Origin of the sequence: Paracoccus sp. (in: a-proteobacteria) (assembly GCF_047973135.1) — a bacterium.
Lineage (GTDB): Bacteria > Pseudomonadota > Alphaproteobacteria > Rhodobacterales > Rhodobacteraceae > Paracoccus.
Map to the genome: position 1 here is coordinate 1 of NZ_JBKEBL010000195.1, position 18,872 is coordinate 18,872.

Annotated in this window: 19 protein-coding genes; 5 read left to right on the top strand and 14 right to left on the bottom strand. The window is 64.2% G+C overall.

Annotated elements, in window-relative coordinates:
- The first annotated feature begins 65 nt into the window (after positions 1-65).
- Positions 66-434 carry a transposase gene (locus ACK5L9_RS15030; RefSeq protein WP_416912351.1) on the top strand — a complete coding sequence of 123 codons (369 nt, stop codon included), beginning with the start codon at positions 66-68 and terminating at the stop codon, positions 432-434.
- A 9-nt stretch (positions 435-443) separates the two neighbouring features.
- Here the strand turns inward: ACK5L9_RS15030 and ACK5L9_RS15035 are convergent, their stop codons facing one another.
- The 9 genes from ACK5L9_RS15035 to ACK5L9_RS15075 all read right to left on the bottom strand — a co-directional run bounded on the left by ACK5L9_RS15035 (position 444) and on the right by ACK5L9_RS15075 (position 9,985).
- On the bottom strand, positions 444-1,136 hold the full coding sequence (locus ACK5L9_RS15035; protein ID WP_416912280.1) for a FadR/GntR family transcriptional regulator: 693 nt from the start codon (positions 1,134-1,136) through the stop codon (positions 444-446).
- Positions 1,137-1,138: 2 nt separating this feature from the next.
- Positions 1,139-1,972: a sulfite exporter TauE/SafE family protein gene (locus tag ACK5L9_RS15040; RefSeq protein WP_416912281.1), complete on the bottom strand. Its 834-nt coding sequence runs from the start codon at positions 1,970-1,972 to the stop codon at positions 1,139-1,141.
- A 3-nt stretch (positions 1,973-1,975) separates the two neighbouring features.
- Entirely contained in the window at positions 1,976-2,722 is a 747-nt protein-coding gene (locus ACK5L9_RS15045; RefSeq protein ID WP_416912282.1) for a DUF1028 domain-containing protein, read from the bottom strand.
- 3 nt (positions 2,723-2,725) lie between these two features.
- Positions 2,726-4,516: a gamma-glutamyltransferase family protein gene (locus ACK5L9_RS15050; RefSeq protein WP_416912283.1), complete on the bottom strand. Its 1,791-nt coding sequence runs from the start codon at positions 4,514-4,516 to the stop codon at positions 2,726-2,728.
- Positions 4,517-4,525: 9 nt separating this feature from the next.
- Complete coding sequence (locus tag ACK5L9_RS15055) at positions 4,526-5,392, bottom strand: ABC transporter permease (protein WP_416912284.1); 867 nt, start codon at positions 5,390-5,392, stop codon at positions 4,526-4,528.
- Complete coding sequence (locus tag ACK5L9_RS15060; RefSeq protein ID WP_416912285.1) at positions 5,392-6,336, bottom strand: ABC transporter permease; 945 nt, start codon at positions 6,334-6,336, stop codon at positions 5,392-5,394. The genes ACK5L9_RS15055 and ACK5L9_RS15060 overlap by 1 nt, the downstream gene beginning before the upstream one ends.
- Before the next feature lie 63 nt (positions 6,337-6,399).
- On the bottom strand, positions 6,400-7,902 hold the full coding sequence (locus ACK5L9_RS15065; RefSeq protein WP_416912286.1) for an ABC transporter substrate-binding protein: 1,503 nt from the start codon (positions 7,900-7,902) through the stop codon (positions 6,400-6,402).
- Entirely contained in the window at positions 7,899-8,987 is a 1,089-nt protein-coding gene (locus ACK5L9_RS15070) for an ABC transporter ATP-binding protein (RefSeq protein WP_416912287.1), read from the bottom strand. The genes ACK5L9_RS15065 and ACK5L9_RS15070 overlap by 4 nt, the downstream gene beginning before the upstream one ends.
- Positions 8,984-9,985 (bottom strand): ABC transporter ATP-binding protein, encoded by a 1,002-nt coding sequence (locus ACK5L9_RS15075; protein WP_416912288.1) that lies wholly within the window; start codon positions 9,983-9,985, stop codon positions 8,984-8,986. Before ACK5L9_RS15075 ends, ACK5L9_RS15070 begins: the two co-directional genes overlap by 4 nt.
- Positions 9,986-10,414: 429 nt before the next feature.
- Here ACK5L9_RS15075 and ACK5L9_RS15080 point away from each other — a divergent pair, with 429 nt between their 5' ends.
- From ACK5L9_RS15080 to ACK5L9_RS15090, 3 genes are all read left to right on the top strand, one after another.
- Positions 10,415-10,669 carry a hypothetical protein gene (locus ACK5L9_RS15080; protein ID WP_416912289.1) on the top strand — a complete coding sequence of 85 codons (255 nt, stop codon included), beginning with the start codon at positions 10,415-10,417 and terminating at the stop codon, positions 10,667-10,669.
- 189 nt (positions 10,670-10,858) lie between these two features.
- Positions 10,859-11,740, top strand: coding sequence for a LysR substrate-binding domain-containing protein (locus ACK5L9_RS15085; protein ID WP_416912290.1), 882 nt, complete (start codon positions 10,859-10,861; stop codon positions 11,738-11,740).
- Positions 11,741-11,842: 102 nt separating this feature from the next.
- Complete coding sequence (locus ACK5L9_RS15090; protein WP_416912291.1) at positions 11,843-12,736, top strand: LysR substrate-binding domain-containing protein; 894 nt, start codon at positions 11,843-11,845, stop codon at positions 12,734-12,736.
- Here ACK5L9_RS15090 and ACK5L9_RS15095 read toward each other — a convergent pair.
- The 3 genes from ACK5L9_RS15095 to ACK5L9_RS15105 form a co-directional block, all read right to left on the bottom strand.
- Complete coding sequence (locus tag ACK5L9_RS15095; protein WP_416912292.1) at positions 12,733-13,356, bottom strand: glutathione S-transferase family protein; 624 nt, start codon at positions 13,354-13,356, stop codon at positions 12,733-12,735. The genes ACK5L9_RS15090 and ACK5L9_RS15095 overlap by 4 nt on opposite strands.
- A 2-nt stretch (positions 13,357-13,358) precedes the next feature.
- Positions 13,359-14,534 carry a muconate/chloromuconate family cycloisomerase gene (locus tag ACK5L9_RS15100; RefSeq protein WP_416912293.1) on the bottom strand — a complete coding sequence of 392 codons (1,176 nt, stop codon included), beginning with the start codon at positions 14,532-14,534 and terminating at the stop codon, positions 13,359-13,361.
- Positions 14,535-14,627: 93 nt separating this feature from the next.
- Complete coding sequence (locus ACK5L9_RS15105; protein ID WP_416912294.1) at positions 14,628-15,500, bottom strand: dioxygenase; 873 nt, start codon at positions 15,498-15,500, stop codon at positions 14,628-14,630.
- Positions 15,501-16,068: 568 nt separating this feature from the next.
- On the opposite strand from ACK5L9_RS15105, the gene ACK5L9_RS15110 reads away from it, so the two are divergent.
- Positions 16,069-16,929, top strand: a complete 861-nt coding sequence (locus tag ACK5L9_RS15110; protein ID WP_416912295.1) for a pirin family protein — start codon at positions 16,069-16,071, stop codon at positions 16,927-16,929.
- A 70-nt stretch (positions 16,930-16,999) separates the two neighbouring features.
- Here ACK5L9_RS15110 and ACK5L9_RS15115 read toward each other — a convergent pair whose 3' ends face one another.
- Both ACK5L9_RS15115 and ACK5L9_RS15120 read right to left on the bottom strand, forming a co-directional pair.
- Entirely contained in the window at positions 17,000-17,503 is a 504-nt protein-coding gene (locus tag ACK5L9_RS15115) for a bactofilin family protein (protein WP_416912296.1), read from the bottom strand.
- On the bottom strand, positions 17,493-18,797 hold the full coding sequence (locus ACK5L9_RS15120) for a DUF5930 domain-containing protein (protein ID WP_416912297.1): 1,305 nt from the start codon (positions 18,795-18,797) through the stop codon (positions 17,493-17,495). The genes ACK5L9_RS15115 and ACK5L9_RS15120 overlap by 11 nt, the downstream gene beginning before the upstream one ends.
- Positions 18,798-18,872 lie beyond the last annotated feature (75 nt).

Sequence of the window (18,872 nt, forward strand, 5' to 3'; positions counted from 1 at the left end):
CCACAACCAAGCGCGCGCCGGACTTGGCACCCGTGGAGGGATGATCTGTCGACTATGCCCATATCCTGCGCGATCTGGCTGACATCCATTTCCCGGATGCCGAAAAGATCGTGCCGGTGCAGGACAACCTCAACACCCACAAACCGGCCTCGCTCTATCAGGCGTTCTCACCCGCAGAGGCCCGCCGCATCGCAGTACGGTTCGAATGGCATTTCACCCCAATACACGGGTCCTGGCTCAATATCGCTGAATGTGAACTCAGCGTTCTTTCCAGGCAATGCCTCGACCGGCGCATCCCGGACCCGGCCACGCTCGACGCCCAAATCAGTGCATGGACCCGAAACCGAAACACCGCAAACGCAAAGGTCAACTGGCAATTCTCAACCGAAGACGCCCGTGTCAAACTCATACATCTCTATCCGCAAGTAAGCTGAATCAAGGGACTAGCCTTCCGATGCCGGAGGCCTGCGGATTCGGCGGGCGACATAGTCCAGATGCTGACGGAGCTCGGCCCCGGCGGCGGCTTCATCGCGCGAGGCGATGGCGTCGAAAATCCGCCGGTGCTGTTCCGCAAGCACGCTGATGACCTGCGGAGAGTGAGTTTTTTCGCGCCTTTCGCGCCAGCCGGTATCGCGGCGCAGATCGCGGATCAGGTCGTAGATTTCCTGAAACAGCGGATTCCCCGCCAGTTCGGCGATGCGGAAATGGAACACCTCGTCGGCAAGATCGTAATCGCGGGCCGAACGGGCCTCGACCGTCTTGCGCATCAGGCGTTCCAGCTGTTCCAGATCCTCGGCCGTGGCAAAGCGGGCGGCAAGCTGGGCAAGATGCGGCTCGATTTGCAGGCGCACATCCATCACCTGTTCGGGGCTGGTGCGCCCGGCCAGCAGCCGGTTGCGGCCCCGGTCGGGATGCGGGGGCGGCGCGATGAAAGTGCCCTGCCCGTGGCGGCGAAAGATCACGCCGCGCCGTTGCAGGTGATCCAGCGCCAGACGCAGCCTGCGACGCGGCACGCCCAGCCTTTCGGCCAGCGCCCGTTCCGGCGGCAAGCGCGCGCTGCCCTGACTGGCGGCCTCGGTCAGGACGGGCTCCAGCGCTGCCAGAACCCCGGACAATTCGTCGGCATCCCGCGTCATTTTCATCCTTTCAGCAGGTCGATGAACATGCGGATCGAGGTCAGCAGCAGAAACGCGCCAAAGGAAAGCCTCAGCGCGCGGCGCGGGATCGAATGGGCCAGCCTGACGCCAAGCTGCGAGAAGGTCGTGGTCAGCGGGATGATCACGGCAGCGGCGACCAGATTGACATAGCCCAGGGACAGCGGCGGCAGCCCCTGAACCCCCAGCCCGGTCCCGGCATAGATGATCGCGCCGGGCACGCCGATCAGAAACCCGATGGCAGCCGAGGTGCCCACCGCGCGGCGGATGTCATAGCCCAGAAAGTTCAGCAGCGGCACACAGATGGTTCCGCCTCCGATCCCCATCATCGCGCTCAGCGCCCCGGCGATCACGCCGAAAAACGCCCAGACCGGTCGGGAAAAGGATTTCGGCTGCGGTTCCGCCTTGCCACCGCGCAGGATCATGTCCGCCGAGACGATCAGCGCCACACTCGCAAAAACCGCGACCAGCAACCGGCCCGAGACATATCCCCCCAGCAGACTGCCGCAGACGACACCCAGCAGGATCGAGGGTGCCCACAGCTTCAGCAGGACCAGGTCGATGGCCCCCCTGCGGTAATGACCGAGGCCGGATGACAGCGAGGTAAAGACGATGGTGGCCAGCGAGGTGCCAACCGCGACCTTCATGGTCAGATCAGGCTCCATTCCCACCAGCGTCAGGGCGAAATACAGCGCCGGCACGATCACGATGCCGCCGCCCACCCCCAGCAGCCCGGCAAGGATACCGCCCGCGATACCCGCGCCAACGGCGACGGCGGCCAGTTCCAGCAGCGCGAAAGACGAGGCGACTTCCTGCATGGATCAGGCCCCCGATGTTGCGAAAGAGGCGCTGATACGTCCCTCGGCCCGCCGCCGTTCCTCGGCCTCGGCGATCTCGCGGTCGATACCGCTGCGGTCGGGCGCGCCGGAAAAGCGCGCCTCGGTCGGCAGCGCCCTTGCCATGATCAGATAACGTTCCCCGGCCACGGCCAGCAGGCGGCGCAATTCGGCCAGAGGATCGGAATGGTCGTCGGCGCGCAGGTCCAGCCAGGGATGGGCCTCGCCGCGATGAATGCGCAGGGCCGCCGACTGCCTGCCCCGCTTGTCCCCGCCTGCGGCCTCGCCCGCCTCCATCGCGGTCAGCATGCGCTGCGGCAGGTCCAGATCGCGCCGTTCGGCAAAGACCTGCGCGGTTTCGGCCACGACTTGCGGCCCGGCCAGCATGTTGCCCGCCACCGACCAGTCATCGCCGGTCAGATGCCCCGCCCAGTCCACGCAGTCGCTGCCCGTATGCACCGCTATGCGGCCCTGGGCGTCGATCATATGTGCCTGCCGCTGCGCCGCGCCCGCGTCGCGAACCGCAAGATCGGCAATCACCGTCGCGGCGTCCTGCCCGGCCTCAAGCCGCGTCAACCCCTCGGTTCCCCAGACCGGGTTGACAAAGGCCTGTGTCGCCACCGCTGCCCGCCGTCCGATATGCACGACCAGCGAACCGCAGGCAAAAAAGCGGGTGGCGACAGCAATGCCGATGGCACCCGATCCGTCCCGCGCGATCAGAGACCATGTCATCGCCTACCGCCCCACCGCATAAGCCTGCATCAACCGGGGGGTTGCCGCCGCCGTCAGCATGCCGTCGGCTTCGCGCCGCGCCGCCGTCAGGCGGCCGATGGACCATGGCTCGGCCACCGTGACCTTGTGACCGCGCGCGCGCAGATCGGCGATGACCTCGTCGCCGAAATGCGGCTCTGCCAGCATCGCGCCGGGGCTGGCCTCGCGCGGGTAAAAGCTGCCCTGAAAATGCAGGCTGTGAAACAACGGGGAATCCATGCCCTGTTGCATCGGGATGCCGTGATTGACGTAGCGCAGGAACCAGATCAACTGCCACTGGTCCTGCTGATCGCCGCCCGGCGTGCCAAAGGCAATGCGCGTGCCGTCCTTTTCCGCCATGGACGGGGTCAGCGTCGTGCGCGGGCGCGCGCCGGGACGCAGGGACGAGGGCAGACCGTCGCGCAGCCAGAACATCTGCGCCCGGCTGTTCAGCGGAAAGCCAAGGCCCGGCACGACCGGGTTCGATTGCAGCCATCCGCCCGAAGGCGTGGCGCTGACCATGTTGCCCCAGCGGTCGATGACATCCAGATGAACTGTATCGCCCCGCCGCTCTGTCAGATGGGCCATGGTCGGCTCTCCGGCGCTGGCACCGCGCGCGGCCTGAAAGTCGGTGGCGGCGCGCCGGATCGCATCCTCGGCCAGATGTTCCAGCCCCGGCAGGCGTCCGGGACGCTGTTCCAGACTGGCGCGCGGGCCGATCAGCGCAGCCCGCCCGGCGGCGTAATCGTCAGACAGCAGCCGTCCCATCGGAATGTCGAAAAAGGCCGGATCGCCGTAATATGCCTCGCGGTCAGCATAGGCCAGCTTCATCGCCTCGGTCACGGTATGGACGAAATCGGCGCCATTCGGATCCATCGCCGACAGATCGAAATGCTTCAGGATTTGCAGCGCCTGCAACAGCACCGGCCCCTGCGACCAGGCTTGGGTCTTGTGGACGGTCCAGCCATGGTAATCCACGCTCAGCGTCGGTTCCCACGCGGCCCGCCAGCCCGCCAGATCAGAGCGGCTCAGCACAGCCGAATGCGCCGCGCCCGAGACATCCATGACGCAGGCATCGGCCAGATAGTCGCAGATCGCGTTGGCGACGAACCCCTCGGCCCAAATCGCGCGCGCCGCGTCGATCCGCGCCTCGCGCGTGTCGCCCTGCGCCTCATCGACGATACGCTGATACGCGGTGGCCAGGTCGGGGTTGCGGAACAACGACCAGGGCTTGGGCGCGACACCGCCCGGCATCCATGTCGCCGCGCTGCTTGGCCATTCGTCGCGAAAGAACCCGGCAATGCCTGCGATCGTGTTCGCGACGCGCGGCAGGACCGGGTGGCCGTCGCGCGCATAGGCAATGGCGGGGGCCATGACCTCGGACGGCTCCATGCTGCCATGGTCGCGCAGCATCAGCATCCAGCCATCGAACGCGCCGGGAATGACCGTGGCCAGCAGCCCGGATCCGGGGATCAGCCCCTCGCCGAAATGGCTGCGGTAATGGTCCATCGTCGCGCCCCGAGGGGCGGTGCCCTGCGCGCAAAGCACGCGGGTCTGGTCGCTGTCGGCCAGATGTACGATGGCGGGCAGGTCGCCGCCGGGACCGTTCAGATGCGGCTCGACCACCTGAAGGACCAACCCGGTCGCGACCGCCGCATCAAAGGCATTCCCGCCGCGTTCCAGCATCGCCATGCCGACCGCCGAGGCAATCCAGTGCGTCGAGGCAACCGTGCCGAAAGTGCCACGAATATCGGGGCGGGTCGTGAAATCTGTCATCTTAGCCTCTCAGTCTTCGCGGGGGTCAAGCGCGTCGCGCAGCCCGTCGCCCAGCAGGTTGAACCCCAGCACCACAAGAAAAATCGCGATCCCCGGCCACAGCGCCATCCATGGCGCCTGCACCATGAAACCCTTGGCCGTGTTCAGCATCGCCCCCCAGCTTGGCGCAGGCGGCTGCTGGCCCAGACCCAGAAAGGACAGCGACGCCTCGGCGATGATCGCGCCTGCGACGGTCAGGGTAGATTGCACCAGAACCGGCGGCAGGATATTGGGAAAAATATAGCGCGCAAGGATCACCGGCGTGGACAGGCCGATGGCATGGGCGCTTTCGACATAATCTTCGGCTGCGACATTGATCGCCTGCCCGCGCGTCAGGCGGATGAACACGGGCGTCGCGGCGATGCCGATGGCGATCATCGCATTGGTCAGCGACGGGCCAAGGAATGAGGCCAGCGCAATGGCGAGGATCAGGAACGGCACCGACAGCAGCGCCTCGGTGCAGCGGGAAATCGCCGCGTCGGTCCAGCCGCCGAAATAGCCCGCAACGATCCCCAGAGGCACGCCGATGACCAGCGCGATCAGCACCGACACAACACCGGCCAGCAAGGACGCCCGCGCCCCCCAGATCATGCGCGAGAACTGATCCCGGCCCAGTTCGTCCGTACCCAGCCAATGCGCCGCCGAAGGGGCCTGCCGGATCGCGCCCCAATCGGTCGCGGCGGGGTCGGCGATGGGCAGAACCGGGGCAGCCAGCGCCAGCGCAACGAAAACGGCTACCAGCCCCGCGCCGAACATGGCGGTACGATGCGCGCGCAGCTTGCGCCAGACCCGGCTTTTCGCGCGCGGCGGAACGGGATCGGTTGCGGCATCGGACATCAGCTTAACCTCAGGCGCGGGTTCAGCAGCGCGTTGGCGGTATCGGCCAGCAGGTTCATCAGGATGAACCCCAGCGCCGTCACCAGCACCACGGCCTGCACGACGGCGTAATCGCGGCTGAACACGGCATCGACCACCATCTTGCCGAAACCGGGAATGGTGAAAATCTGCTCGGTCAGGACGGCCCCGGCGATCAGTTCGCCGAACAGCAGCGCGGACAGGGTGACAACCGGGGTCAGCGCATTGCGAAAGGCGTGGCGCAGCACGACCTTGCGTTCCGGCAGGCCCTTGGCGCGCGCCGTGCGCACGTAATCCTGCCGCATCACCCCCAGCATGGCCGAGCGCGTATGCCGCATCAGCGATGCCGCAAGCCCCGTTCCCAGCACGAAGGCGGGCATCAGCATTGTCCGGATCGACTGCCATAAATCTTCCAGGGGAGGAACATAGCCGGATGCGGGCAGCAGGTTCCATTTCACCGAAACCAGCAGGATCAGCATGATCCCCAGCCAGAAATTCGGAATCGACAGCCCCGACAGCGCCACGACATTGGCCAGGTAATCCGTGACCGTCCCCTTGCGCACCGCCGAGACGATGCCGGCAGGAATGCCGATCAGCGCAGCAAAGATCATCGACATGACGGCAAGCTGGATGGTGACGGGCAACTTGGACAGGATCATCTCGCCGACGGGCACACCCGTGCGCACTGACATGCCCAGATCGCCCTGCACCACCCCCTTGGCCCAGATCAGATACTGCACCCACAGCGGATCGTTCAGGTGGTACAGATCGCGCAGCCGTTCCAGCGTCTCGGGGTCGCGATCCTCGCCCGCAAGGGCCAGAACCGGGTCTCCGGGCAGCATCTTTTGCAGCGCAAAGACAAAGACCGTGATCAGGATCAGCGTGGGAATCGAGATCAGGATGCGTCGGACAAGGTAAGACAACATGGGGTTCTCTGCGGCTCGGGTCGGAACGGGCCGGGCGGCGATGCACCCGGCCCCATGGTCACATCATTCGGTCAGGGTCACGCCCTCAAGGCGGATCATTCCGTCAGGCGTAGCCGTAAAGCCCTGCACCCGGTTCGAGACGCCATAGAGCCAGTCCAGATGATACAGATAGAACAGCGGCAGTTCCGCGTTCAGGATCACATTGGCCTGATGATACAAATCCTTGCGCGCCGCCTCATCGTTCCGGGTGCGCGCTTCGGCAAGGACGCGGTCAAGGTCGGGGTTGGAATATTTCCCGTCGTTAAAGCCGCCCCCGGTCGTCACGAAGCCGTAAAGATTGCCGTCAGGGTCGATCCGGCCCGACCAGCCGACCTGACTGGCCTGAAAATCGCCCGCCTTCTGATCGGCCAGTTGCGTCGCAAATTCCTTGGCAATCAGGTTGATGCTGATCCCCGCCTCGGCGGCCATGGCCTGAATCATCTGCACGACCTGCTGGCTTTCGGGCCGGTTCGGGAATTGCAGGTCCAGCGTCAGCCCGTCGGGATAACCGGCCTCGGCCATCAGCGCTTTGGCCTTCCCGACATCACGGGCGACCACCGGGAAGGCGGGGTCGTAATAGGGACTTGCGGCGGGCACGAACTGGCTGGCGGGCGCGTTCAGCCCGGAAAAGACCACCTGACTGATCGCCTGACGGTCGATGGACAACGACAGGGCCTGACGCAGGCGGGCGTCCTTGCCGAATGGGTTGTCGGCCTGCGTCCCGTTCATCGTGTTGAAGGTGATCCCCTGATAACCCAACCCGTCCGCCTTGGCGAAGGTCAGCCTGGAATCGGCCTCGACCGTCGGGGCATCGGTCGCCGCCAGCCGGTTGATCAGATCCAGATCGCCCGATTGCAGATTGGCCAGCCGCACGGTCGAATCCGGGATCGGCAGATAGGTGACAGCATCAACGCTGATCGCGTCGGCATTCCAGTAACCGGCGAATTTCTCAAGCTCGATCTTGTCCTGCGCGACGCGGCTTTTGAATTTGAACGGCCCCGAGCAGACCGGGTTCGCGGCCACATCGCCCGCAAAGCCGGCCGGCGACAGCATCATGCCCGCACGATCAGCCAGTTGCGCCAGCAGCGGCGCGTCGGCGGCGGACAGGTGCATGCGGATATGGGTAGGGTCCACCACCTCGACCGATTCGATGGAACTGATTTCCGATTTGCGGACACTGTCCTCAAGCATCTGCGAACGTTCGATATTCGCCTTGACCGCCTCGGCGTCAAAGGGGGTGCCGTCATGAAACACCACCCCCTCGCGCAGGGTCATGTCCAGCAGCTTGCCATCCTCGCTGAAGGACCATTCGGTCGCCAGTTGCGGCACCAGTTGCAGATCGGCGGTAACATCGATCAGCTTGTCGCACAGCGCGGTGAACACGATGCGGCCAACGAAGGTTCGGCTGCGGTCGGGGTCCAGCGCGTCGGGGTCGCTTTCCAACCCGATCCGCAGGGTCTGGGCCTGAGCACCAAGAGCCGTTCCACCCAGCAAGGCGGCAAGCAAAAGCATTCTGCCGGTGTTCATTCTGCAATCTCCTGTTGGTTCCGTTTGTCATGGGTTCCTGCCAGCGCCTGACGATACAGCCGGAACCGCGCCCCGGCGGCGGGGGTCCGGTCCGGGGGCGCGGGCAGCGCGGCGGGCGGGCCGTCGATCTCGCGCCAGCGCAGGCAGGCAACCTCGGCTCCGTCGCCGGTCTCTTCGACCAGCGGGCGGGTGGTGGCACAGCGATCCTGCGCATGGGGGCAGCGGGCGCGGAAATGACAGCCCGAGGGCGGGTCGATGGGACTGGGCGTTTCGCCCGGCACAGCGTCATCGTCGCGCTGACTGCCCGGAATCGCGGCCAGCAGCGTGCGGGTATAGGGATGGCGGGGCCGCGCAAAGACCTGATCGGTCGGCCCCGTCTCGATCACGCGGCCCAGATACATCACCGCCACGCGATCGCTTATCTGGCGAATGATCGCAAGATCATGGGCGATGACGATCAGTGTCAGACCAAGACTGTCGCGCAGATCCGAAAGCAGGTTGACCACCTGGGCCTGAACGCTGACATCCAGCGCGCTGACCGGTTCGTCGCCGATCAACACCCGAGGCCCCGAGGCCAGCGCGCGGGCAATGCCGATGCGTTGCCGCTGGCCGCCGGAAAATTCATGCGGATAGCGGTCCATATGCTCGGGCCGCAGCCCGACCTGTTGCAGCAGCCGCGCGACCTCGGCCCGGCGCTGGCGGGCGTTCATATCGCGGCGATGCGCCTCCAGCGGCTCGGCCACCAGCCGCGCCACCGTCAGCCGCGGGTTCAGCGACGAGAACGGATCCTGAAAGATGAACTGCACGTCACGCCGCAACTGCTGCAACTGTGCCCCCGAGGCCCCGGCAATGTCGCGCCCGTCGATCAGGATCTGCCCCGATGTCGGTTCCAGCAGGCGCATCAACAGCCGCGCCAGCGTCGATTTCCCGCAGCCGGATTCGCCGACGATGGCAAAGGTTTCACCCTCGCGCACAGACAACGAGACGCCGTCCACGGCATGCAGCAGCCGGGGCGTTTTGAGAAACCCGCCGCCGATCTCGAACCGCTTGGTCAGGCGGATGGCCTCGACGATGTCATGGCTCATGCGGCACCTGTCAGGTTCTGGTCCAGCGGCGCGAAATGGCAGGCGGCGGCATGGCCGGGGGCCAGCCGGGCCAGCGGCGGGGCGGTGCCGCGGCAGGGCGCGGCGGTAAAGGGGCAGCGCGTCGAAAAGCGGCAACCATCGGGCATGGTCTCGATCGAGGGCACGATCCCCGGAACCGTCGCCAGCCGGTCGCGGGGACCACTCAGCGCCGGGATCGAGGACATCAGCCCGATGGTATAGGGGTGTTGCGGATCGGCGAAGATCGCATCGACGGGGCCGGTTTCCACGATGCGGCCCGCATACATCACCGCCACCCGCGTCGCCACCTCGGCCACGACGCCAAGATCATGCGTGATCATGATCGTGCCCATGTCGCGTTCGGCCTGAAGCCGGGCGATCAGCCGCAGGATCTGGGCCTGAATGGTGACGTCCAGCGCGGTCGTGGGTTCATCGGCGATCAGCAGCGCCGGGTTGTTGACCAGCGCCATCGCGATCATCACCCGCTGCCGCATGCCGCCCGACATCTGATGCGGATAGTCGCGCATCCGCCGTTCCGGCGCCGGAATGCCGACCAGACGCAGCATATCCAGCGCCTGCACCTTGCCATCGCCGGAATTGTGCTGCCGCCACGCCTCGGCGATCTGGTCGCCGACGCGATAGGCGGGGTTCAGGCTGGACATCGGTTCCTGAAAGATCATCCCGATCCGACGCCCCCGCAATCGGGCCAGCGCCGCGTGATCGCGCATGTCGATTTCGGCACCCTCGAAAGTCAGCCTGCCCTGAACCCCGGCATTCAGCCCCGGAGCCAGCAGCCCCATGACCGCCAGCGAGGTCAGGCTTTTGCCGCAACCGGATTCACCCACGATGCACAGGGTTTCACCACGCGCGACGGAAAAGGACAGGGAATCCAGCAAAGGCGCGGAATGCCCGCGCACCCGCAAAGTCAGATCGTCAAGCCGTAGCAGCGTGTTTTCCGGATCCGATAAACCTGTATCCATACATCTGTACCAATTCGTGATTGGTTCACGATAGCCGATTTCACGTTTCTGTCAACGCGGTCCTGCCTCAAGGCCCTGCGCGACGGTTGCTGAATTCGGGTCATTCGGTACAGTTTTTAGGAGGCGACTTCCCCATGATGAGCTTTGAACATTTGGGTTTCACGGCACAAGTCTTTCCCGTTGTGGTTGTTTAATACCGCCGCCAAACTGTCGCGATGCGCCGCGCTAACCCTCTGCCGATCACGATTTCGACAAATGCCTGACAGAGTTAATATAAATTGACGCCGTCAAGACGGGCAACAATCTGTGATTGTCCCATCATCTCGAACAGAGAAAGCGACAAATTACATCTAATTGTCGGTTATCCACATCCCTATTTCTGATGAGACGAGACGTTACGTCACACCCCTCAAAGAAAGGTTAAATGTCATGAAACACGTTGCAGTTGCTTTGATTGCTCTGGGTCTGACAGCAGGAGCTGCCGCAGCCGCGAATTTCGACGGGCTGCCGGACCGGTCCGGTCCCGCGGCGCAGCCGGGGCAGGCACTGGAGACCGTCGAGGTCCGCGCCGATTCCGTGATGACCGCCACCGAATTGCATCGCGCCGGCCTCAAACCCGGCGACATGATCACCGTCACCAACTTTCCTTCGGCCGAGCGCAGCGCGCTGGTCTATGAACGGTGAGCAAAATCCGCCGAGGCGTCCGGGTCAGTCCGGGCGCCTCTTGAAGATCACGTCCCCAGACCCCAATCTTTCCATATGGATGCCGCCTTCCTGCATCGGGAAGGCGTTTTTCGTGTCGCTCCCGGCACATGGTGGCTGGCCTTTCCCAAGGTCGGTGTTACAGGTTTCAACACGATCCCAGATGGACAGATGGATATTCCCGCTCTACGCACTTTCGTCGCGGTCATTGAGGAGGGAAGCTTTGCGGCTGCGGCCCGGCGACTTGGCATCTCGCGCAGCATGTGCAGCAAGCATGTCGCCGATCTTGAGGCCGATCTGGGCACGCGCCTGCTGAACCGCACCACCCGGTCGGTACGTCCGACCGCGCTGGGGCTGGAATATGGTGACAATATCCGCGAGGTGCTTGACCGGCTGGACATCGCCAATGACTCCGTCCGGACGGCCGCAGGCAATCCCGCCGGGGTGCTGAAGATCGGGGCACCCATCTCTTATACGCTGAAGATTCTGCAACCGCATCTGCTGCGCTTCATGGAAGAATATCCCGGCATACGGCTGGAAATGGTGCTGGACGATGGCACCGCCGAAGTCGTGGGCGACGGGTTCGATGCGGTGGTCCGGATCGGCGATCTGGCCGATTCGACGATGTACGCCATCCATCTGCACGATGCGATGATCGTGATGGTCGCTTCGCCCGACTATATCGCCCGGCGCGGCCAGCCGCAGAAACCCGCCGACCTGCTGCATCACGATTGCCTGCACTATACCAATCTGCGCGGTGCCGAGACCTGGCCTCTGCGCCAGAATGGCGAGATTATCTATCAGAAAATCCAGCCGGTCTTTTCGTCGAACAATTCGGACATGTTGCATTCCATGGCCATCAACGGCCGGGGAATCACCCTGATGCCGGAACTGGCCATCACCGAAGATCTGACAAGCGGCAGGCTGGCCCGGCTGATGCCCGAATATAGCGTGAACAACCTGCCGGTCCATCTGGTCTATCCTTCGGGCAAGCTGATGACCGGGGCGATGCGGCACTTTCTGGACTTCTGCGCCCGCTTGCGCCTGACCTGATCCGCTGCACCATCTGCATGTCGTCCTATCTGATACCTAAAAGGTATCAGATACCGGTATATACGCCCTCAAGCCAGTTTAACGACCAGCAGAGGAACGAGGATGGAGATTCGGCGGCTGAAATATTTCCTTGCAGTAGCAGAAGAGCTGCATTTTGGCCGGGCGGCGGCGCGGCTGGACATGGCGCAACCGCCTCTGTCACGGCAGATCGCGGTGCTTGAGACCGATCTTGAGGTACAACTGTTCGACCGCAGCCGCAGCCAGATTCGCCTGACCCAGGCCGGCGAGGTGCTGCAAACCCATGCCCGCCAGATCCTCGACCGAATCGACGCCGCCACGCGCGAGACGCGGGCAGTCGGGTCTGGCGGCGCGGGACGGTTGCGGATCGCCTTTGTCGGATCCGCCTCGCACGGGGTGCTGCCTTCGCTGATCAAATCCTTCCGCTCGTACTATCCGGCGGTTGAACTGGCGCTGTCGGCGATGAACAATGCCGAATTGCAGCGGGCGCTGGTTCAGCGCGAGATCGACATCGCCGTCGCCCGCCCCGAGCTGCGCGACGATGAATTCCGGCGCGTACCGCTGTACCGCGAAAAGCTGATCCTGGCGCTGCCCGACAACTCGCCCCTTGCCAGCCGGTCCGAAATCCGCTTTGCCGATCTGGATGATCAGACCTTCATCCTGTACCCGCGCCATCCCCGCCCCAGCTATGCCGATGTGATCCTTGGGATCTGCGAACGCGAGGGGTTCACCCCGGCGGGACTGGAACTGACACAGGATTTTCAAAGCGCGATCTCGCTGGTCTCGGTTGGGGTGGGGTTGTCGGTGGTGCCGGAAACCGTGGCCGGAACGCAACGGCCCGGCGTCACCTACCGGCCCTATACGGGCGACAATCCGGGCACCGGGCTGACAGTCCATGCGCGGCTGGACAATCGCGCGCCGCAGGTGATGAATTTTCTGGAAGTCACCCGCAAATTCGCCCGCACCGCGCCGGGTTAGACCGGTCGCGGGTCATCACGAAAGGCGGTGGCCTGAACCGATGGCCGCGCACAGAACCCCTCGTGCCAGTCAGCCAGCCGGGGCCGGTCCCTGCGCCAGTCAAGCGTGCCAAAGCGGAAATCCAGATAACACAGCGCCACCCCGATGCTGAGATGGCCAATATCGAACCGCCTTTCCCGCAGCGCGGTGACGTGGCCCTCCAGCCAGTCGGCAATGCGCATCACCTTGCTGTGATAGACATCGATCATGGCATCCGAGCGCTGCGCCTCGGGGCGCATGTTGCGTTCGACCAGCCAGGGCAGCGCAATGTCCAGCAGCCCGGTCCCAAGCGCCTCGTCGCGTTCGGCCAGTTGGTCCTGCGGAAACAGCACCGGCCCCGAAGGGCCGGTACGGTCCGCCCAATGGCAGATCACATGGCTGTCGAACAGGACAGTGCCGTCCTCCAGCTCCAGCGTGGGGATCTTGGACAGCGGGTTGATCCGCATCAAATCCCGGTGCGGGATCATCGGGTCGGCATGGGTCCGCATCGTGCGGACGCTATCGGCCAGCCCCTTTTCATGCAGCGCGACCATGACCTTGCGGACATAGGGCGATCGCGGAGACCAGTGCAGCAGCGCCATGATCACGCCTTCCGCGCCAGCGAACGCAGCGCGTCCCGGTTGACCGTCACGCCAAGGCCCGGCCCATCGGGGCAGTGGATATGGAAATCGCGGAACAGGATCTCGCCATTGGTCAGGTCGGTCCTGACGATCCGCGGACCGAAATGTTCGCAACCCCATTCCAGCCGGGGCAACGTCCGGAACAGGGCCAGATGCGCGGCGGCGCCGATACCGGTTTCCAGCAGACAGCCGCCGTAAAGTTCCAGCCCGCAAGCCGAGGCGATGCCCGCCGCTCGCTTCATCTCGATCAACCCGCCGCTTTTGACCAGCTTCAGCGAATAGACGCTGCCGGCGGCGGCGGTCGCCTGTGCGACGATCTCGGGGCCGGTGAAGGCGGCCTCGTCGGTCATGATTGGAACGGTACTGCGGGCGGCAATCCGGGCGGTGGCCTCGACAAGGCCGGGGCGCAGCGGTTGTTCGATCAGCACCACGCCCAGTTCAGCCAGGCGCGGCAGAAAGCGGATCGCCACCGCCTCGGACCAGCCCTGATTGACGTCGCAGACGATTTCACAGCCGGGCAATGCCTCGACGATCCGCTGCAGACGGGCCATGTCATCGGCGGGCGCGTGAAAACCCAGCTTGATCTTGAAGCGCCGGTGCTGACGCGCCGCAAGCCGGGCGCGGGCCTCTTCGATTTCCTGATCGGCATCGCCCGAGGCCAGCGCCCACAGAACCTCGATCCGGTCACGAACCGTACCACCCAGAAGCTGACTGACCGGCAGCCCCAGCGATTTGCCCGCCGCGTCGAACAACGCGCTATCCACCGCCCCGCGGGCCGAGTTGTTGCGGCTGGCCGATTTCTGCATGGCCAGATTGTTCGCCTCAAAGGCCAGCGCGGAATGGCCCAGAACGGCGGGGGCAAGATAGCTGTCGATATTCGCCTTGATCGCCTCGACGCTTTCTTCGGCCCAACGCGGACCGCCCAGCGTCGCCGCCTCGCCATAGCCTTCGGTGCCATCGGCCAGCACGACGCGGACAATCACATAGGACTGAAAGCTGACCTCGGTATTGGACAGGCGATGCTTGCGGATCGTGGGAACATCGACGATCAGCGTCTCGACCGCCGCGACCGAATGTCCGGGCCGGATCTCTTGCGGATCCGCCACAAAGGCCAGTTCGCTGTTGCCGGGAGTATTCACGTTCAGGCTCCTTTTCCGGTGCTTCCCGGGGTGATTTCCGGTGCGGGCGGGGGCCCTGCCGCACGCTGACACGCGCGGCAGGACGGTTGCCGTTCACTCGGCGGCGACACGTGCGGCCTCGGTCCGGGGCAAAACAAAGTCGAAACGCAGGACCAGATCGGTATCGGCACCCTCGGGGGCCTTGCGGAATTCGCCGATCAGTTCCTCTTTCACCGCAAAGACGGAATCGTCATCCAGATGCGCGCTTTCGGAATCGAAAATCTGCGAGATCAGCGGACGATACCCCTCGCGCGTGACCATCATGTGCAGATGACCCGGACGCATGCAGTGATGGCCCATAAAGCGGATCAGCTCGCCCGCCGTTTCATCGCCGGGGATCGGATAGGCCACGGGGCGGATGCCGCGAAAGGCGTAGTGGCCATTCTCGTCGCTTTCGAACCGGCCGCGCAGGTTGTAGTCCGGCTGGCCGGGATCGTGGTTCTCGTAAAGCCCGTTGGGCGCATCCTCCCAGACATCGATAACCGCACCGGCGACGGGATTGCCATCCATGTCGCGGATGTAACCTTCGACATAGACAGTTTCCTGACCCTCGAATTCCTTCTGCACGGTCGAAGCCCCCTTGGGCATGACCGGCGCATTCTCGCGGAAGAACGGGCCAAGCACGGTCGAAATGGTCTCGTTCCCCGCAACGGGGTTCGACAGCATGTCCACCAGAACCTCGACGCCCAGAATATCGGCCAGAAGGATGAATTCCTGCCGCTTGTCCGAACAGATCGCGCCCGCCCGGCCAAGGAAATCGCAGGCGACAAGAAATTCGCTGTGGTTCAGGTTCACTTCCTTGCAAAAGCCGTGCAGATGCCGGATCAGCGATTCCATGATCTCGCGCTGGCGTGCCGGGATCTGCTGGTGCTGGCCAAGCGATCTGATGACGGTATCGGTGACATTGTCCACGGTGACGTTCCGCATGACGTTCTCCTCCTCACTGGTAATTTCGGGCCGCAGTGGCGGGCTGCACACCACGGGCATGAGCCTGAACCTGCATCTTCGCGGGGCCTCGCGCCAGTAGTGCCGGCGGTATGGTGACATACCCGCAGGCGCGGGCTGCGGAGGCGCTGCATCGGCTGTTCGCGCAACGGCTGTTCCGCCGGGGCGGGCGAAACGCCCGGCAAATTCCGGGGACGGGGCGCTCTGGCCCTGTAGCGCCGTCGCGCACTGCCGGGATCCGTGGCGTGATGGCACCGCCGGATGATTTGCGTCCCGCGATGGCCGGGGGGCTGTGCGCCCCCCGGACCCCCTGCAAAAGCCTGCGGCGAACCGGTAGCAGATGCGTTGTTATAGCTGACGGAAGCCAATTTGATCATCAGATTTGCTTTCGTCAGCTATCCGGTGCGATCCTTCATGCATCCACAAAAGCCGACGCCGCCCGGAACCGGCGTTCGGGAAAACCGAACGCCGCAAGGCTTGAGATTTCGCTGTCTGCAACCATCTTTCGGGCAACGGCGGCTGGTCCGCCCCCTCAGCAAGGAGCTTTTCGATGCGCAAGATCGTATCCACCTCTGCCGCGCCCCGTGGTCACTGGGTGGGCGACGGCTTTCCCGTTCGTTCGCTGTTTTCGCATATGTCCGGCGGGCGGGAACATTCGCCCTTCCTGATGCTCGACTATGGCGGCCCGCATCGCTTTGACCCGGCCGACCGGCCGCGTGGCGTCGATGTGCACCCGCACAAGGGGTTCGAGACCGTCACCATCGTCTATGATGGCGAGGTCGAGCATGGCGATTCCACCGGGCGCGGCGGCGTGATCCGCGAAGGCGATGTGCAATGGATGACCGCCGGCAACGGCATCCTGCACAAGGAGTTTCACAGCCACGATTTCACCGCGCGCGGCGGCGATTTCGAGATGGTCCAGCTTTGGGTGAACCTGCCCGCAAAGGACAAATCCGCCGCGCCCGGCTATCAGGGGATCGAGGCGGGGCAAATCCCCGCAGTCGATCTGCCGGACGGTGCGGGCACGCTGCGGGTGATCGCGGGCGAGTATGAGGGGGCGAAGGGTCCGGCAAAGACCTTTACCCCGCTGGATGTCTGGGATTTGCGGCTGAACGCGGGCAAGGTGGTCACACTGACCCCGCCCGAAGGGTACAACGTCATCGTCGTTGCCCTGTCGGGCGATGTCGTGCTGAATGGCGGAACGCGGCTGTCCGGCCCCTCGACCGCGCATCTGTCGCAGGATGGCGGCGCGGTTGTGATCGAGGCCACAAGCACAGCCAAGCTGCTGATCCTGGCGGGTCAGCCGATCGACGAACCCGTTGCGGCCTACGGCCCCTTCGTGATGAACAGCGACGCCGAAATTCGGCAGGCGATCACCGATTTCCAGTCGGGTCGGTTCGGCAGGCTGTGACACGGCGGCGGCATCGAAGAAACGACAAGGCCCGCGCTTGCGGGCCTTGTCACATGAACGTCCGGCAGGTTTACTCGGATGCCGGGGGGGCCGCCTTTTTCACACCGCCATTGGCCAGCGGATCCTCTTGCCGCTGAACCGAGCCTTCGAAATGCGCACCCGATTCGATGGCGATCGTCTTGTGGATAATGTCGCCCTCGACCCGCGCGGTCGCGGTCAGACGGACCTTGAGGCCGCGCAGGCGACCGACGACGCGGCCATTGACGATGACATCATCGGCAACGACCTCGCCCTTGATGGTGGCGCTTTCTCCGATGGTCAACTGATGGGCGCGAATGTCGCCCTCGACCGTGCCCTCGATCTGGATATCGCCCTGCGTCTTGACATTGCCTATGACCGTCAGGTCCGTCGACAGGATCGACGGAGCCGTACGCGCGCGCGCCGGGGTTGCCGCCGTCGGTGTTTCGCCGGTGCCGGAACGCTCGGTCGCCGGGGGGGCGCTGCCTTCCGGCTGAGGCGGCGTGGCGGGGGTTTGCTGAGGGCGGTTCTCAGTCACGCGGGTCTTAGAAAACATTGTTTGCTGCCTTGATGAAACGCATGGGATCCACAGCCCGACCATTCATGCGCACCTCGTAATGAAGATGCGAGCCGGTCGAGCGTCCGGTATTTCCCATATCACCGATCACGTCGCCTTGCGACACCCTTTGACCAACCTTCACGCGAATTCGTGACAAATGGCCATAACGGGTTTCGGTTCCCAATGCGTGCTGGATCTTGATCAGGTTGCCATAACCGCTTTGACGACCGGCAAAGGTTACGACACCATCACCCGGCGCATAAATCTTTGTGCCGACCGGAGCCGCCATGTCGATGCCCGCATGCATCCGCCCCCAGCGGCGGCCAAAACCCGAGGTATAGCGGAACGCGCTTTTGACCGGCATCGCCAGCGGCAGTTTCTCGATCGCGATGCGATAGGTGTTCATTTCGTCCAGTGTGACGATGATCTTCCTCGATTTCACGTCGCCCAGACTCAGCGAGGCATCGCCACTGGTCGAATGGGACAGGGGCGTCAGCGGGCCACCCTGACCGGAATAGCCGCTGCGGATGGTTTTCAGCACGTCATCCGGGTTCATCCCGACCGAGCGGAAGACATTGTTCAGCGGCGCGACGGAAACCGTCACCGCGTCTTCGATCTGATCCAGAATCTCGTCATTGCGGGCAATGATCAGGTCACGCTCGGCCTTGAGTTGCTCGGCGGTCTGCCGGGCCTCGTCAGCATCTTTCAGGGCGGCGCTGCGGGCCTCGGCGGTGTCGCGCAATTCGCCCGACAGAATGTCCAGCGCAACGGAAAATTCCTGCGACCGGTCACTGCCAGCCGCTGCACCTGCCGCCCCGGCATTGGCCTGAACCGCCGCCGCGTCACGGTCCGACATCGCGTCGCGCAGGCTGGACTGTACGATGCCAAGACCGGTCTGCAATTCGCGGCGCTTGTCCTCGGACGCCAGCAGTTGCGACTGCATGATGGAAACCTGTTCCAGCGCCACGGCAAAGCGATCCTGCGCGGCCAACGCCTCGGCGGCGCGGGCATCGCGTTCCTGCGACAGATGGTTCAGCCGATCCTCGAAGGACGATTGGGCACGGATCATCTGCTCTCGCGTGCTGCCCGAACTGATGGCGTCGATCACAAGGATCGAACTTGCAATCAGCGTCCAGCCAAAAAGCAGGGTCGCGCCGCCAATGCCGACAAGCTGGGTCAGGGGACGAAGACGAACAAAGCGGGTCGCCTCGTCCGAGCGCAGGAACAGGCGCTGCTCGGGCAGCCAGCGTTCCAGCGATGAGTTAAGGCTGTCCAGCAGTCGCTTCGGCAAAAGATGTCCCCCGGTTCGGCGCGTTCGTTAAGGCAGCCGCGCTTATGGTTTCGGTCGTCCATGCGTAATACTGCC

What these genes read in the sequence shown, in the direction of transcription:
- ACK5L9_RS15035 (WP_416912280.1), bottom strand. Translation starts at nt 1,136, where the DNA reads ATGACGCGGGATGCCGACGAATTGTCCGGGGTTCTGGCAGCGCTGGAG.
- ACK5L9_RS15040 (WP_416912281.1), bottom strand. Translation starts at nt 1,972, where the DNA reads ATGCAGGAAGTCGCCTCGTCTTTCGCGCTGCTGGAACTGGCCGCCGTC.
- ACK5L9_RS15045 (WP_416912282.1), bottom strand. Translation starts at nt 2,722, where the DNA reads ATGACATGGTCTCTGATCGCGCGGGACGGATCGGGTGCCATCGGCATT.
- ACK5L9_RS15050 (WP_416912283.1), bottom strand. Translation starts at nt 4,516, where the DNA reads ATGACAGATTTCACGACCCGCCCCGATATTCGTGGCACTTTCGGCACG.
- ACK5L9_RS15055 (WP_416912284.1), bottom strand. Translation starts at nt 5,392, where the DNA reads ATGTCCGATGCCGCAACCGATCCCGTTCCGCCGCGCGCGAAAAGCCGG.
- ACK5L9_RS15060 (WP_416912285.1), bottom strand. Translation starts at nt 6,336, where the DNA reads ATGTTGTCTTACCTTGTCCGACGCATCCTGATCTCGATTCCCACGCTG.
- ACK5L9_RS15065 (WP_416912286.1), bottom strand. Translation starts at nt 7,902, where the DNA reads ATGAACACCGGCAGAATGCTTTTGCTTGCCGCCTTGCTGGGTGGAACG.
- ACK5L9_RS15070 (WP_416912287.1), bottom strand. Translation starts at nt 8,987, where the DNA reads ATGAGCCATGACATCGTCGAGGCCATCCGCCTGACCAAGCGGTTCGAG.
- ACK5L9_RS15075 (WP_416912288.1), bottom strand. Translation starts at nt 9,985, where the DNA reads ATGGATACAGGTTTATCGGATCCGGAAAACACGCTGCTACGGCTTGAC.
- ACK5L9_RS15080 (WP_416912289.1), top strand. Translation starts at nt 10,415, where the DNA reads ATGAAACACGTTGCAGTTGCTTTGATTGCTCTGGGTCTGACAGCAGGA.
- ACK5L9_RS15085 (WP_416912290.1), top strand. Translation starts at nt 10,859, where the DNA reads ATGGATATTCCCGCTCTACGCACTTTCGTCGCGGTCATTGAGGAGGGA.
- ACK5L9_RS15090 (WP_416912291.1), top strand. Translation starts at nt 11,843, where the DNA reads ATGGAGATTCGGCGGCTGAAATATTTCCTTGCAGTAGCAGAAGAGCTG.
- ACK5L9_RS15095 (WP_416912292.1), bottom strand. Translation starts at nt 13,356, where the DNA reads ATGGCGCTGCTGCACTGGTCTCCGCGATCGCCCTATGTCCGCAAGGTC.
- ACK5L9_RS15105 (WP_416912294.1), bottom strand. Translation starts at nt 15,500, where the DNA reads ATGCGGAACGTCACCGTGGACAATGTCACCGATACCGTCATCAGATCG.
- ACK5L9_RS15110 (WP_416912295.1), top strand. Translation starts at nt 16,069, where the DNA reads ATGCGCAAGATCGTATCCACCTCTGCCGCGCCCCGTGGTCACTGGGTG.
- ACK5L9_RS15115 (WP_416912296.1), bottom strand. Translation starts at nt 17,503, where the DNA reads ATGTTTTCTAAGACCCGCGTGACTGAGAACCGCCCTCAGCAAACCCCC.